Origin of the sequence: Streptomyces sp. NPDC079167, from assembly GCF_040686735.1 — a bacterium.
GTDB lineage: Bacteria > Actinomycetota > Actinomycetes > Streptomycetales > Streptomycetaceae > Streptomyces.
The window spans coordinates 415,338-429,329 of sequence record NZ_JBFBLO010000001.1 but is presented as its reverse complement, the minus strand read 5'-3'; the positions used below and the strand labels follow the sequence as shown (position 1 = coordinate 429,329).

Annotated in this window: 13 protein-coding genes; 8 read left to right on the top strand and 5 right to left on the bottom strand. The window is 73.2% G+C overall.

Annotated features, from left to right (window positions below; genetic code table 11):
- Window positions 1-23 precede the first annotated feature (23 nt).
- The 3 genes from AB0P41_RS02065 to AB0P41_RS02055 form a co-directional block, all read right to left on the bottom strand.
- Complete coding sequence (locus AB0P41_RS02065; protein ID WP_365929502.1) at window positions 24-719, bottom strand: hypothetical protein; 696 nt, start codon at window positions 717-719, stop codon at window positions 24-26.
- Window positions 720-1,059: 340 nt separating this feature from the next.
- Window positions 1,060-1,551: a DUF5990 family protein gene (locus AB0P41_RS02060; RefSeq protein WP_356707641.1), complete on the bottom strand. Its 492-nt coding sequence runs from the start codon at window positions 1,549-1,551 to the stop codon at window positions 1,060-1,062.
- Window positions 1,552-1,579: 28 nt separating this feature from the next.
- Window positions 1,580-2,374 carry an aminotransferase class IV gene (locus tag AB0P41_RS02055; RefSeq protein WP_365929500.1) on the bottom strand — a complete coding sequence of 265 codons (795 nt, stop codon included), beginning with the start codon at window positions 2,372-2,374 and terminating at the stop codon, window positions 1,580-1,582.
- A 69-nt stretch (window positions 2,375-2,443) separates the two neighbouring features.
- On the opposite strand from AB0P41_RS02055, the gene AB0P41_RS02050 reads away from it, so the two are divergent.
- From AB0P41_RS02050 to AB0P41_RS02040, 3 genes are read left to right on the top strand one after another with little or no spacing between them, the layout of a single operon-like run.
- Window positions 2,444-3,028: an NAD(P)H-dependent oxidoreductase gene (locus tag AB0P41_RS02050; RefSeq protein WP_365929499.1), complete on the top strand. Its 585-nt coding sequence runs from the start codon at window positions 2,444-2,446 to the stop codon at window positions 3,026-3,028.
- A gap of 54 nt (window positions 3,029-3,082) precedes the next feature.
- Window positions 3,083-3,421, top strand: a complete 339-nt coding sequence (cutA, locus tag AB0P41_RS02045; RefSeq protein ID WP_365929497.1) for a divalent-cation tolerance protein CutA — start codon at window positions 3,083-3,085, stop codon at window positions 3,419-3,421.
- The gene (locus tag AB0P41_RS02040; RefSeq protein ID WP_365929495.1) at window positions 3,418-3,993 is read left to right on the top strand and encodes a gamma-glutamylcyclotransferase; all 576 of its coding nucleotides are present in this window, start codon (window positions 3,418-3,420) and stop codon (window positions 3,991-3,993) included. The genes cutA and AB0P41_RS02040 overlap by 4 nt, the downstream gene beginning before the upstream one ends.
- Here the strand turns inward: AB0P41_RS02040 and AB0P41_RS02035 are convergent.
- Complete coding sequence (locus AB0P41_RS02035; protein ID WP_365929494.1) at window positions 3,956-6,031, bottom strand: molybdopterin oxidoreductase family protein; 2,076 nt, start codon at window positions 6,029-6,031, stop codon at window positions 3,956-3,958. The genes AB0P41_RS02040 and AB0P41_RS02035 overlap by 38 nt on opposite strands.
- A 67-nt stretch (window positions 6,032-6,098) precedes the next feature.
- Window positions 6,099-6,851 carry an ElyC/SanA/YdcF family protein gene (locus AB0P41_RS02030; RefSeq protein WP_365929493.1) on the bottom strand — a complete coding sequence of 251 codons (753 nt, stop codon included), beginning with the start codon at window positions 6,849-6,851 and terminating at the stop codon, window positions 6,099-6,101.
- A 197-nt stretch (window positions 6,852-7,048) separates the two neighbouring features.
- On the opposite strand from AB0P41_RS02030, the gene AB0P41_RS02025 reads away from it, so the two are divergent.
- The 5 genes from AB0P41_RS02025 to AB0P41_RS02005 all read left to right on the top strand — a co-directional run bounded on the left by AB0P41_RS02025 (window position 7,049) and on the right by AB0P41_RS02005 (window position 13,937).
- A complete protein-coding gene (locus AB0P41_RS02025) occupies window positions 7,049-7,954 on the top strand; it encodes a sirohydrochlorin chelatase (RefSeq protein ID WP_365929491.1) in 906 nt (301 codons plus the stop codon).
- Between the two features lie 36 nt (window positions 7,955-7,990).
- Entirely contained in the window at window positions 7,991-9,301 is a 1,311-nt protein-coding gene (locus tag AB0P41_RS02020) for a deoxyguanosinetriphosphate triphosphohydrolase (protein ID WP_365929490.1), read from the top strand.
- Between the two features lie 118 nt (window positions 9,302-9,419).
- Window positions 9,420-10,679 (top strand): FAD-dependent oxidoreductase, encoded by a 1,260-nt coding sequence (locus AB0P41_RS02015; RefSeq protein WP_356707632.1) that lies wholly within the window; start codon window positions 9,420-9,422, stop codon window positions 10,677-10,679.
- Between the two features lie 96 nt (window positions 10,680-10,775).
- Window positions 10,776-12,683 carry a DNA primase gene (dnaG, locus tag AB0P41_RS02010; protein ID WP_365929487.1) on the top strand — a complete coding sequence of 636 codons (1,908 nt, stop codon included), beginning with the start codon at window positions 10,776-10,778 and terminating at the stop codon, window positions 12,681-12,683.
- 177 nt (window positions 12,684-12,860) lie between these two features.
- Window positions 12,861-13,937 (top strand): RNA polymerase sigma factor, encoded by a 1,077-nt coding sequence (locus AB0P41_RS02005; RefSeq protein ID WP_365929485.1) that lies wholly within the window; start codon window positions 12,861-12,863, stop codon window positions 13,935-13,937.
- Window positions 13,938-13,992 lie beyond the last annotated feature (55 nt).

Genomic DNA, 13,992 nt, shown 5'->3' with positions numbered 1-13,992 from the left:
GTTCCGTCCTTCGCCGGCCGCCCTCAGTGATGCGGGCCGTCCGCCCGGCGACGGCGCAGGAGCAGGACACCGGCGACGGCCGCCGCCCCTACGAGGCCTGCGCCCGCGGCGAGCTGGGCGGTGTCGGGGGCGGCGCTGCCGCCGACACCCGTTCCGACGTGGCCGGAGGGCCGGCTGGGGCTGGGCGCGGTCGTGGGCCTGTGCCCCGGAGGCACGGGCGGCTTCCCGGATCCGGGGTCGGTGGTGTGCGGGGGCACGGGTTCGGGCCGGTTTCCCGTTCCGGGTGCTGTCCCGGCGCCGGTCCCGGGCCGCTGGAGCGTTCCGGCCTCGTCCCCGGCCCCTGTGCCGGCCTCGCCCTCGGTCCCGGTGTCCGCCTCCGTCTCCGGCCAGGAGGCCTCCGGAACCGCTGCCGGATCCTCGGCCGTCTCCAGACCCGCGAGCGGATCCGGACCGTCGGCCGCCCCTGGGTCCCCGGCCTCCAGATCCTCGAACGCCCCCAGCTCGTCGGCCGCCCCGCCGTTCTCGCAGTAGGCGGCCGCGTCCACGGCGGACGGTCCCTCCTCGGCCGCGCAGTCCGCCGGGCCGGGCGCGGCCGTCACCGCGGTGAGCTCCGGTCTGCCGAGGTCGGCCGCGTGCGCGGACGGGACTGCGAGGCCGAGCGCGGCGGCGGTGAGGGCCGCGGCGGCGGTACCGGTCACGAGGCGGGCAGGGCTGCGCATGGGAATCCTCCGGGCAGACGGATGTGTCCTGCCTCCGAGGTAAGGCGCCCCGCCCGCTGCCCGCATGCTGACGCGGAATCAGCTTTCACCCGTACGGACCAGGGGAGCGCGCCCGCCCGGCCGGCCCCGCGCAGGTCGCGGCTGTGGGGGTGGCCGATCGCCCGGCCCGGTGCCGATCGGGTGACGCGGACTCCGGAGAGGAGTGTGACGCAGATCACACGAATGCGTCTCCATTGGCCGGGCACACGGTCTCTACCCCCCACGGGACGGCAGCCCCTCGCCGGCCCCACGGCAACCGCCCTCACCGGCCCACCCCCCCCCGGGACCGGTGAGGGTGGTGTCATTTGCCCGGCGGCTCAGCCCCCCGAGGGGCGCTCCGGTCCGTCGCGGACCACTCGATGTCCGGCGGGCGCACGCGGGCGCACCGCGGCTGCCCCTTGCCGTCGGTCAGGCGCAGCCGCGCGGTGAGGTGTCCCGTCCGTGACGCCGCCTCCAGGACCTCCGTGCCGATGTCGCTCATCATCAGCTTGGCGCGGCGGAACATCGTGAAGAGGCCGGAGTCGTCCACGGTGCCCCAGGACAGATAGACGAAGCGCCCCCCGAGCCGGTTCTGGACGTACGGTCCCGACACCTCGACACCCTCCGCGGTGGATACGGCGGTGCAGTCCAGGGTCCAGGAGGCGCGGGCCGCATCGCCCGGGTGCAGGCCGAGCAGTTCGCCGGGCCGGTCCTTGCGCTGCACGCCGACGTGGATGTTGTCGAAACCGGCGAAGTCGGTGTCGGGGCCGCAGGTACGGCCCGGAAGTTCCGATGCTTCGATATGGATCTGCATGGCCCCATGCTCCCGCATGCCGGGGTGGTCAGACGGCCTCACGAGGGGCGGCCTCGTGCAGCCGGCCGAGCAGTGTCATCAGGTCCTCGTCGACGGCGAAGGGTGTGTCGTCGATCCGGTGGACCGGCGCGATGCCCTGCGAGTTGGTGACGAACGCCGCCCGGTACGCACCCAGCCCGTCCAGCGTCACTCCGTGCCGTACCGAGGGCCGGTCCGTCCCTGCGAGTCCGCTCTCCAGCAGTGTCATGGTGATGCCGGCCAGCGCCGGGGCGTCCGGCCAGACGACCGAGGCGCCGTCCCAGAAACCGATGTTGGTGATCGATCCCTCGGTGACCATGCCGCCCGGTGAGGTCAGCAGCGCCTCGTCGAACCCCGCCCGCCTGGCCTGCTGCCCGTAGTAGGTCTGGCAGAACTCGCCGGGGCGCTTGATGTGCGGCAGGGAGCGCGCGAACGGGACCGACATCAGGCTGCGCGGCGTACGGTCCTCCGGGACCGGCCCCCGCACCGTCACCATGGGTACCGGCGCCGTGCTTCCCGGCGGCATGAAGCCGTGCACCCGGACCGACGCGTCGTGTCTCCCGGCACCGTCGAGCGCGTGCCCGATCAGTTCGCGCACGCGCTCTCCCTCCAGGGGCAGGCCGAACAGCTCCCGGTTCGCGGAGTCCAGCCGCTCCAGATGCAGCGCGAGACCTCGTACGGTGCGGTCCCTGACCTGCATCGCGGTGAAGTGGCCGTAGCTCGCGAAGGCCGGGATGCGCAGGTCGTCCCCGGTGGCGGGGCGGCCGTCGAACTCGGCGTAGAGGTCCGGCGCGAAGATCGTCATGGCCTCCAGCCTAGGTGGCGCGCCACGGCGCTTGACCTCAATCATGGTTGAGGTGTGAGTCTGCGGTGCATGGACCTCACCACCACTGTTCCCACCCCGTCCGACGCCCCGCTGAAGGTCGCCGTCATCCTCGGCAGCAACCGCGAGGGCCGCTTCGGGCCCGTCGTCGCCGAATGGTTCCTGGGGCGGGCCGCCGGCCACCCGGACATCGAGACCGAGCTGATCGATGTCGCCAGGACCGAACCGCCCGCCGCCGGGGCTTCCGCCGCCGAGGTGGCTCCCCGGCTGGCACACGCCGACGCCTTCGTCGTACTGACCCCCGAGTACAACCACTCCTACCCGGCCCCGCTGAAGAACCTCGTCGACCGGCACTTCACCGAATGGCAGGCCAAGCCCGTCGCCTTCGTGTCGTACGGCGGGATCTCCGGCGGCCTGCGGGCCGTCGAACACCTCCGCCAGGTCTTCGCCGAACTGCACGCCGTCTCCATCCGCGACACGGTCTCCTTCCACAACGCGGGCGCGCTCTTCGACGACCGGGGCGTACACAAGGACCCGGACCAGGTCGAGGGTGCGGCCAAGAGGATGCTCGACCAGCTGGTCTGGTGGGGCCGCGCCCTGCGCGAGGCCAGGACCCGGCATCCGTACGCCGGCTGAGCCCGCGAACGCCGACAATCGGGGGACGGACGCCGAGAACGAGGAGACCCCGGGATGACCGAGCCCACATGGCTGACCGTACTGACCACGACGGACAGCGAGGAGAAGGCCCAGGCCCTGGCCCGGGGCGCGGTGGACGCGCGGCTCGCCGCCTGCGCCCAGATCCCGGCGCCCGTCACCTCCGTCTACCGGTGGCAGGGAGCCGTCGAGACCGCCGAGGAATGGCAGGTGCTGTTCAAGACGACGGCCGTGCGTTACGACGAGCTGGAGGCCCACCTCGTCGTGGCCCACGGCTACGAGACGCCCGAGATCATCGCGACACCCGTCGTGCGTGGAAGCGAGCGCTACCTCGCCTGGGTGGCCGCGGAGACGGCGCCCGACGCGACGCTGTGACAGGCGCCCGGCTGCCCTTCTTCGTCTACGGCACGCTGCTACCCGGGGAGCCCGACCACGACCGGTTCCTCCGGGGCCGCACCCGCGAGGAACGGCCGGCCGTCCTGCCGGGCGCCCTCCTCTACGAGGGCCCCGGCTACCCGTACGCGAACGAGGGCCACGGCACCGTCCGCGGCACCCTGGTCACCGCCACGCCCGGGGCGTACGCGGAACTGCTCGGGCTCCTGGACGAGCTGGAGCATTACCTGGGGCCGGGCCACCCGCGCAATCTCTACGAGCGGGTGGCCCGCCGGACAGTCACCGCGCCACTGCCGGCTGCGCCGGCCTCCGGCGGATCCGCGTCCGGCGGGTCCGGCTCCGTGGGGTCCGGGCCCGGCGGGTCCGCGTCCGGCTCCGTGAGGCCCGGGTCCGTCGGGTCCGGCTCCGTGGGCCCCGCCTCCGTCGAGCCCGTGCGCGCCTGGGTCTACCTCGCCGGCGCAGCCGTCGCCCGCTCCCTGCGCACAGGCGGCGTACTCGTACCGGGCGGTGACTGGCTCAGCCGGCCGCCTCCACCCGCACGGCGCACACCTTGAACTCCGGCATCCGCGACACCGGGTCCAGCGCCGGGTTCGTCAGGGAGTTGGCCCGGCCCGCGCCCGGCCAGTGGAACGGCATGAACACGGTGTCCTGCCGGATCCCCACGGTGATCCGCGCCGGCGCCACCGCACGCCCCCGCCGCGAGGTGACCGCGACGTCCTCGCCCTCGGCCACCCCGATCCGCTCGGCGAGCCGGGGATGCAGCTCCACGAACGGCCCGGGGGCGGCCGCGTTCAACTCGGCCACCCGGCGGGTCTGCGCCCCCGACTGGTACTGGGACACGACCCGCCCGGTGGTCAGCACCACCGGGTACTCCGCGTCCGTCTCCTCCGCGGCTGCCCGGTGCGTGACGGGCACGAACCGGGCCCGCCCGTCGTCCGTGGCGAACCGCTCCAGGAACAGCCTCGGCGTCCCGGCGTGCTCCTCGTCGGGGCAGGGCCAGAACACCCCGTCCTCCGCCGCGATCCGGGCGTAGGTGATGCCCGCGTAGTCGGCCGGACCGCCGGCCGAGGCCCTCCGCAGCTCGTCGAAGACCTCCTCCGGATCGGCCGGAAAGCCCTTCCCGTGCCCCAGGAGGCCGGCCAGCGCGTTCAGCACCTCCAGGTCGCTGCGCACCCCCTCCGGAGGGGTGACCGCGCGCTGCCGCAGCAGCACCCGGCCCTCCAGGCTGGTCGTCGTCCCGCTCTCCTCCGCCCACTGCGTCACCGGCAGCACCACATCCGCCAGCGCCGCCGTCTCCGACAGCACCACGTCCGCGACCGCCAGGAAGTTCAGCGACCTCAGCCGTTCCTCGACGTGCCCCGCGTGCGGCGCCGACACGACCGGGTTGGACCCCATGACCAGCAGCGAGCGCACATCGCGCCCCAGCGCGTCCAGCAGTTCGTACGCACTGCGCCCCGGCCCTGGCAGCGCATCGGGGTCGACGCCCCAGATCCCCGCCACATGGCGGCGCGCGGCCGGATCGGTGAGCTTGCGGTAGCCGGGCAGCTGGTCGGCCTTCTGGCCGTGCTCCCGGCCGCCCTGGCCGTTGCCCTGGCCGGTCAGGCAGCCGTACCCGGACAGCGGACGGCCCGCCCGGCCGGTGGCCAGGCAGAAGTTGATCCACGCGCCGACCGTGTCCGTTCCCTTCGACTGCTGCTCGGGACCCCGTGCGGTGAGCACCATCCCGCTCTCCGCCCCGCAGAACATCTCCACGGCCTCGCGCAACTGCGGCACCGGCACCCCGGTGAGGCGCTCCACCAGCTCCGGCCAGTGCGCCATCGCACCCGCCCTGGCCTCGTCCCAGCCGCTCGTCCGGGCACGGACGAACTCCTCGTCCACCCGCCCGTCCGCCACGACCAGATGCAGCATGCCCAGCGCGAGGGCGAGGTCGGTGCCCGGCCGGGGTGCCAGATGGAGATCCGCCTGCTCGGCGGTCCTCGTCCGTCGCGGGTCGATGACGATCAGCCGGCCGCCGTTCTCCCGCAGCTCGGTGAGATAGCGCAGCGCGGGCGGCATCGTCTCCGCGAGATTCGAGCCGACCAGGATCACGCACCCGGTCCGGGGGATGTCCTCCAGCGGGAACGGCAGCCCCCGGTCGAGGCCGAAGGCACGCTGGTGCGCGGCGGCCGCCGAGGACATGCAGAAGCGGCCGTTGTAGTCGATCTGCGAGGTGCCGAGCACCACCCGGGCGAACTTCCCGAGGGCGTACGCCTTCTCGTTGGTGAGCCCGCCGCCGCCGAAGACACCCACGGCGTCCGCACCGTGCTCCGCACGCGTCCCGCGCAGCCCGTCCGCGATCCTCTCCAGCGCCTCGTCCCAGCTCGCCGGCGCCAGCTCACCACCCCCATCGCGCACGAGTGGCCCCGTCAGCCGCACACCGGCGGCGAGGACGGCGGGGGCCGTGCGCCCCTTGCCGCACAGGGCTCCCCGGTTGACGGGGAATTCCGTACGCTCCACGACCTCGACCACCCCGCCGTCGGTGACCGGTCGAAGCTTCATCCCGCACTGGAGCGCGCAGTACGGGCAGTGGGTGGACGTCTCGGTGCGGGCCATGCCCCCAGCGTGCGAGGCGGGTATTACGAGTGCCGGTGCGTCCGGTTACGCCCCCGGTACGCACACCTCAGCCCGCCCCGCCCGCCGCCGTGAGGTCACCGGCGAGCGCCTCCGCCACCCCCGGCTCCGGCGGCCCCAGGAAGTGCGGGTCCGGCTCGAAGACCACGTCCAGGAGCGCCTTGCCCGCCGCGAACACCTCCCGTGCCCCGCCGTAGTACCAGGTGACATCGTGTACGTCGTCGGCCCCGACCCCGTACGCGTCGACCCCCGCCGAGCGGCACAGGGTGATCGCCCGGCGTATGTGGAAGCCCTGGCTCACCAGGACGGCCCGGTCGACCCCGAATATCTTCTTGGCCCGGACGCAGGAGTCCCAGGTGTCGAAGCCCGCGTAGTCGCTGACGATCCGGCCGTCCGGCACCCCGCGCTCCGTGAGATACGTGCGCATGGCGTCCGGTTCGTCGTACTCCACGCGGCTGTTGTCCCCGGTGACCAGCAGGGCCCGGACCTTCCCCGTCCTGTACAGCTCGGCGGCGGTGTCCAGCCGGTGCGCGAGATACGGCGACGGCCGGCCCTCCCGCAGGCCGGCGCCGAAGACCACGGCGACCTCCTGCGCCGGGGCGTCGGCCGCCGTCCGCACCCGGGCGTCGGCCGCGGTGTGCAGCCACGCCGCGGGCGCCAGCGCCACCGCGCAGACGAACATGACCGCCTGCACCAGCCGCCGCTGCCCCCGCCGGGTCCGCGGCAGCCGCGGCCGCGCGGCAAGCCGCCTCAGCAGCCCGCGCCCCATGGGGCGGAGCCCTCCCGGTGTCCTCAGCCGCATGCCCGCGCCCCCCGCGCTCGTACCGGATCTCTCAGGAAGGGGACGAACGACGAGGACGAAAGGTTCGCGGCCGATCCGAATTCACCCGCCGGTGTGAACACCCACTGACAGCGGGGGCCCTCACCCTGTGAGGCAGAGGCAAACACCCGTCACCGGTGCGAAACGGCCCGGCAACGTCCGCCCGGCACCATCGGTCCATGACGGAGACGGCACCGGAACACCCTCGTGAGCCCCTGCCCCTCGACAGCACGGCGCAACTCCTGACCCGTATCACCGCCCAGCTCGGAACTCAGCTCAGCCTCGTCTCCCCGAACGGAACCCGCAGGCCCATGTACCGCATCCGGAGATCCGCACCCACCCTGGTCGCCGTCGCGCACGGCAGCCGGGACCCGCAGGCTCTGCGCACCGTCCTGGAGCTCCTGGACCGGGTACGGGAGCTGCGGCCCGCCCTCGACGTCCGGCTCGGTCACATCGAGCTGAACGAGCCCCTGCTGCCGGACACACTGGACGGCATCGGGCACGGGGACGCCGTGCTCGTGCCCCTGCTGCTCGGCCGCGGCCACCACGTCCGGCACGACCTGCCCCTCGCCGCGGCGGCCGCGGGTCACCTCCGGACCCGGGTGGCAGCCCCGCTCGGACCGCATCCGCTGCTCGTCGAGGCCCTGTACGAGCGACTGGCCGAGGCCGGCTGGCGTGACGAGGACGGCACGAGCCGCGACGCCGCCGTCGTGCTCGCCGCAGCCGGGTCACGCGACCCCGACTCGGACGTCGACGCGCGCCGCACCGCCGCCATGCTCAGCGACCGCCTCGGCGGGGTGCCCGTCGTGCCCGCCTACGCCTCGGCGGCCACCCCCGACGTGCCCACCGCCCTGCGCGCACTCGCCGCCCGTGGCCGCCACCGGGCGGCCCTCGCCTCGTACTTCACGGCCCCCGGCCGCTTCGCGACCGTCTCGGCCGCCGCCGCCCCGGGCATCGCCGCCGCCCCGCTCGGCGCGCACCCCGCCATGGCGCGCCTCCTGCTGCACCGCTACGACCAGGCCCTGACCCGCACCGCACCCGCCCGCGGCTCCCCGGCCCGCCCGCACCTCCTCGCCAGCGCCTGACCCGCCCTGTCAGCCCGTCCGTCTAACCTCAGGGACATGGACGGTACGCACGACCCCAGGGACACGCCCTACAACATCGCTGACACCGAGCGCTGGGACCCCGAGGCCGACAAACGGCCCGGACGTACGGCCTTCCAGCGGGACCGCGCCCGCGTGCTCCACTCCGCCGCCCTGCGCAGGCTCGCCGGCAAGACCCAGGTCGTCACTCCGGGCACCCGCGGACTGTCCTGGGACGCCAGCCCCCGCACCCGGCTCACCCACTCCCTGGAGTGCGCCCAGGTCGGCCGGGAGCTCGGCGCCGCGCTCGGCTGCGACCCCGACCTCGTCGAGGCGGCCTGCCTCTCCCACGACATGGGCCACCCGCCCTTCGGGCACAACGGCGAACAGGCCCTCAACGACTTCGCGTCGGACTGCGGCGGCTTCGAGGGCAACGCGCAGTCGCTGCGTCTGCTGACCCGCCTCGAACCCAAGCGCTTCGTCCGCGATCCCCGCAGCGGCGAGCTCGCCAGCGTCGGGCTCAATCTGACCCGTGCCGCCCTGGACGCCGCCACGAAGTACCCCTGGCCCCGGGGCGCGCACCCCACCGACCCCGACTCGCCGAAGTTCGGGGTGTACGAGGACGACCTGCCGGTCTTCGCCTGGGTCCGCGAGGGCGCGCCGCAGGACGGCAGATGCTTCGAGGCCCAGGTCATGGACTGGTCCGACGACGTCGCCTACTCGGTGCACGACTTCGAGGACGGACTGCACGCCGGACACATCGACCCCGGCTGCCTGTTCTCCGAGCCGGAGCGCGCGGAGATCTGGGGCGTCGCCGTCGGACGGTACGTCCCGGCGGACACCGACCCCCAGGAGCTCGCCGACGCCCTCGACCGGCTCACCGCCCAGGAGTGGTGGCCGCACGGCTACGACGGCACGGCGGTCGCCCAGGCCCGGCTGAAGGACGCGACGAGCCAGCTCATCGGCCGATTCTGTCTCGCCGCCGAGACCGCGACCCATGCCGCGTACGGACCCGGCCGGCTCGGCAGGTACGGCGCCCGGCTGATCGTCCCCCGCGAGGTGCGCAACGAGTGCGCCGTGCTCAAGGCCGTCGCGGACCGTTACGTCATGCAGCGCGCCGAGCAGGAGGTCATCCGCGCCGATCAGCGGATCGTCATCGCCGAGCTCGCCGCCGCGCTCACCGCCCGCGCGCCCGAGGGACTCGAACCGCAGTTCCGCGCCCTGTACGCGGCGGCAGCCGACGACAGGGCCCGCAAGAGGGTCCTCGTCGACCAGATCGCCGCGCTGACGGACGCCTCCGCACGATCCCTCCACGGAAGCCTCACGGGTGTTGGGCAGACTGGACCATGACCGGGCCACATGCCGGCGGCGGTGACCTGATCGGGGCACACCCTCTTTCGCCATCACGCTGCGTGCGGGACGCTCGCAGGTGGCGGCGCCGCGCAGCACAGTACCGAGGAGGCATCAAGTGGTCGACGCACATCGGACGTTCGTCATCATCGGCGGGGGGCTCGCCGGAGCGAAGGCGGCCGAGACACTCCGGGCGGAGGGCTTCAGCGGCCGGGTGATCCTCATCGGCGACGAGCGCGACCACCCGTACGAGCGGCCGCCCCTGTCCAAGGGGTACCTGCTGGGCAAGGACGAGCGGGACTCCGTGTTCGTCCACGAGACCGCCTGGTACGCGGGCGCCGACATCGAGCTCCACCTCGGCCAGGTGGTCACCTCCATCGACCGGGAGGGCCGCTCCGTGCAGCTCGGTGACAACACGGTCGTCCGCTACGACAAGCTGCTGCTCGCCACCGGCGCGGAGCCCCGCCGTCTCGACATTCCGGGCACCGGCCTCGTCGGCGTCCACCACCTGCGCCGTCTGGCCCACTCCGACCGGCTGCGCAACGTCCTCGCCGCCCTCGGCCGGGACAACGGCCACCTGGTGATCGCCGGAGCCGGCTGGATCGGCCTGGAGGTGGCCGCGGCGGCCCGCGGCTACGGCGCGGAGGTCACCGTCGTCGCCGCCTCGCCGACGCCGCTGCACCACGTCGTCGGGCCGGAGGTCGGTCAGATCTTCACCGATCTGCACGCCGAGCACGGCGTCCGCTTCCACTTCGGCGCCCGCCTCACCGAGATCACCGGACAGGACGGCCTGGTCCTCGCGGCCCGTACCGACGACGGCGAGGAGCACCCCGCCCACGACGTGCTCGCCGCGATCGGCGCGGCCCCGCGCACCTCGCTCGCGGAGGCGGCGGGGCTCGACATGGCGGGCCGGGCGGAGGGCGGCGGTGTCGTCGTCGACGCCTCCCTGCGCACCTCTGACCCGCACATCTACGCCGCCGGGGACATCGCGTCCGTGGACCATCCGCTCTTCGGCGGCCGGCTCCGCGTGGAGCACTGGGCGAACGCCCTGAACAGCGGACCGGCCGCCGCGAAGGCCATGCTCGGCCAGGACGTGGCGTACGACCGGGTGCCGTACTTCTTCTCCGACCAGTACGACCTCGGCCTGGAGTACTCCGGTTGGGCCCCGCCCGGTTCGTACGACCAGGTCGTCATCAGGGGCGACGCGGGCAAGCGCGAGTTCATCGCCTTCTGGCTGAAGGACCGCCGGGTCCTCGCCGGGATGAACGTCAATGTGTGGGACGTCACCGAAAGCATCCAGAAGCTGATCAAGGCCGCCGGGCCGGTCGATCCGGACACCCTGGGCGACCCCTCGGTGCCCCTGGAATCCCTGCTCTGACCGGCGACCCGGACATCCGGGACGGGCCGGCGCCCGGGGGACGCACCCCCGCTGCCGCCGGTCCCGGACGTCCGGCCCCACCCGTAGACTTCACACGTGGCAGGCAGGATCAATGACGACGACGTGAAGGCGGTCCGGGACGCGGTCCCGATCGACGCCGTCGTGTCCGAGTACCTTCAACTGCGCAACGCGGGCGGCGGAAACCTCAAGGGCCTCTGCCCCTTCCACGACGAGAAGTCCCCCTCCTTCCAGGTGAGTCCGGGCAAGGGCCTGTTCCACTGCTTCGGCTGCCAGGAGGGCGGCGACACGATCGCCTTCGTGATGAAGATCGATCACCTCACCTTCTCCGAGACGGTCGAACGCCTCGCCGGCCAGGCGGGCATCACCCTGAGGTACGAGGAGGGCGGCTACAACCCCTCCCACCAGCGTGGCGAGCGCATCCGCCTGGTCGAGGCCCACAAGATCGCCGCGGACTTCTACCGCGAGCAGCTGAACGGCCCGGAGGCGGAGATCGGCCGGGCGTTCCTCGCCTCGCGCGGCTTCGACCAGGACGCGGCGGCCCACTTCGGCGTCGGCTACAGCCCGGCGGGCTGGGACCACCTCACCCGCTATCTGCGCGGCAAGGGCTTCAGCGACAAGGAGCTCATCAGCTCCGGCCTCTCCCAGGACGGCCGCCGCGGCCCCATCGACCGCTTCCGCGGCCGGCTGATGTGGCCGATCAGCGACACCTCGGGCGACATCGTCGGCTTCGGCGCCCGCAAGCTCCGCGACGACGACAACGGGCCGAAGTACCTCAACACCCCCGAGACCTCGATCTACAAGAAGTCCCAGGTGCTGTACGGCATCGACCTGGCCAAGAAGGACATCGCCAAGGCGAGCCGCGCCGTCGTCGTCGAGGGCTACACCGATGTCATGGCCTGCCACCTCGCCGGGGTCACCACGGCCATCGCCACCTGCGGCACCTCGTTCGGCAACGACCACATCAAGATCCTCCGACGGCTCCTGATGGACAACGGCAGCGCCCGGGTCATCTTCACCTTCGACGGTGACGCGGCGGGCCAGAAGGCGGCCCTGCGCGCCTTCGAGGACGACCAGAAGTTCGCCGCCGAGACGTACATCGCGATCGCCCCGGACAACATGGACCCGTGCGACCTGCGGCTCGCCAAGGGCGACGACGCCGTGCGGGACCTGGTCGAGCCCCGCACCCCCCTCTTCGAATTCGCGCTCCGCCAGATCGTCGGCCGGTACGACCTGGAGACCCCGGCGGGCCGGGCCGCCGCGCTCGACGAGGCGGGGCCCGTGGTCGCCCGCATCAAGAACAGCTCCTCGCAGCACGAGGTCGCCGTCCAGCTGGCCGGCCTGCTGGGCATCCTGGACACCCAGTTCGTGGTCAAGCGCGTCGGGCAGCTCGCCCGCTGGGCCCGCGACCGGGGCGAGCGCGGGCCCGCTCAGGGCGGACCCTCCCGGGGCGGGCCCCCGCAGCAGCAGACGCAGGCCCCGAAGGCGCCGTCCGGCCCCGCGCTCAACCTCCGCAGCCCCGCGCACCGCACCGAGCGCGAGCTGCTCAAGCTCGCCCTGCAGAAGCCCGCCCTGGTCTCCCCGGCGTTCGACGCCTACGGGGTCGACGAGTTCACCGCCCCGCCCTACGCCGCCGTGCGCCAGTGCATCGCGGAGGCGGGCGGCGTGGAGCTGGGCGTCGCCGAGACCCGCGAGTATCTGGTCCAGGTGCTCGACGCGACGCCCGACGACACGGTGCGCAAGCTCGTCACCGAGCTCGCGGTCGAGGTCTTCCACGGCAAGACCATCGACGAGTCGTACGCGGGCCAGCACCTGGTCAAGGTCCGCCTCCGCGCCGTCGACCGCAGGATCGACGACGTGCAGAGCAGCCTCGCCCGCCTCGGCAGCAATGTCGCCCCCGACCATCTGGCCGCCGCGCAGAACGAGGTCTGGGTCCTCCAGCAGTACGCGCAGTCGCTGCGGAGCCACGGCGCCGACGCACTCTGAGCCGGGGCGGCGGCCCGTTACGTTCCGGACGCAAAAAGTCACCGCACGCCCCTCGTGGCGGCGATGTGTCGTACCCCACACTGGGTGACGGTTCCTGAGTCGTCGGAGCGCGGCCGGTCCGCCCGGGGCGGGCCTCCATCCCCGCGGTCCGCCAGCGATCACCTGGAGGTCGCCCCCGTGCAGACCCGGACCGTGCCGACCACGACCGAGCATGTCCCGGCGATCCCAGCGCAGAACCGGGTCACACGTCACCCGGAGACGGCGGGCGCGCCCCTAGCGGTGCTGGAGGAACCGGTGGAGCCCCCGGAGGCGTCGGGACCGCGCAGCCGCCCGGAACCGGGCGGCCCGACCTCCGACCTCTTCCGCCAGTACTTACGGGAGATCGGGCGGATACCGCTGCTCAGCGCCGCCGAGGAGGTGGAACTCGCCCGCCGTGTCGAGGCGGGGCTCTTCGCCGAGGAGCGGCTAGCCTCCACCCCGGACCCCGACTCCCGGCTCGCCGTCGATCTGGACCGGCTCGTGGTCATGGGGCGGATGGCGAAGCGCCGGCTCATCGAGGCCAACCTCCGCCTCGTGGTCTCCGTGGCCAAGCGCTACGTGGGCCGGGGCCTGACCATGCTCGACCTGGTCCAGGAGGGAAACCTCGGACTGATCAGGGCGGTCGAGAAGTTCGACTACGCCCGGGGCTACAAATTCTCGACGTACGCGACGTGGTGGATCCGCCAGGCGATGTCCCGCGCGCTGGCCGACCAGGCCAGGACCATAAGAGTCCCCGTACATGTCGTCGAACTGATCAACCGGGTCGTGCGCGTCCAGCGCCGTCTGCTCCAGGAGCGCGGCTACGAACCCACCGCCGAAGAGGTCGCGGCCCAGCTCGACCTGACGCCCGAACGGGTCGTCGAGATCCGGCGCCTCGCCCAGGAACCCGTCTCCCTGCACGCCCCCGTCGGCGAGGAGGATGACGTCGCCTTCGGCGACCTCATCGAGGACGGGGACGCCGCCTCACCCGTGGAGACCGCGGCCTTCCTCCTGCTGCGCGAACACCTGGAGGCGGTGCTCTCCACCCTCGGGGAGCGGGAGAGGAAGGTCGTCCAGCTTCGCTACGGGCTCGACGACGGGCGGCCCCGCACGCTCGAGGAGATCGGAAGGATCTTCGGCGTGACACGTGAACGCATCCGCCAGATCGAGTCCAAGACGCTCGACAAGCTGCGGGACCACGCCTTCGCAGACCAGCTCCGCGGCTACCTCGACTGAGCCCCGGGCCGGCCCGCGCCCCATGGCCCGAGCCGGACTGGCCCGCGCCCACCCG

Coding starts and splice junctions, on each gene's coding strand:
- AB0P41_RS02055 (WP_365929500.1), bottom strand. CDS start 2,374: ATGACGATCTTCGCGCCGGACCTCTACGCCGAGTTCGACGGCCGCCCC.
- AB0P41_RS02050 (WP_365929499.1), top strand. CDS start 2,444: ATGGACCTCACCACCACTGTTCCCACCCCGTCCGACGCCCCGCTGAAG.
- AB0P41_RS02030 (WP_365929493.1), bottom strand. CDS start 6,851: ATGCGGCTGAGGACACCGGGAGGGCTCCGCCCCATGGGGCGCGGGCTG.
- AB0P41_RS02060 (WP_356707641.1), bottom strand. CDS start 1,551: ATGCAGATCCATATCGAAGCATCGGAACTTCCGGGCCGTACCTGCGGC.
- AB0P41_RS02065 (WP_365929502.1), bottom strand. CDS start 719: ATGCGCAGCCCTGCCCGCCTCGTGACCGGTACCGCCGCCGCGGCCCTC.
- AB0P41_RS02020 (WP_365929490.1), top strand. CDS start 7,991: ATGGACGGTACGCACGACCCCAGGGACACGCCCTACAACATCGCTGAC.
- AB0P41_RS02025 (WP_365929491.1), top strand. CDS start 7,049: ATGACGGAGACGGCACCGGAACACCCTCGTGAGCCCCTGCCCCTCGAC.
- AB0P41_RS02035 (WP_365929494.1), bottom strand. CDS start 6,031: ATGGCCCGCACCGAGACGTCCACCCACTGCCCGTACTGCGCGCTCCAG.
- cutA (WP_365929497.1), top strand. CDS start 3,083: ATGACCGAGCCCACATGGCTGACCGTACTGACCACGACGGACAGCGAG.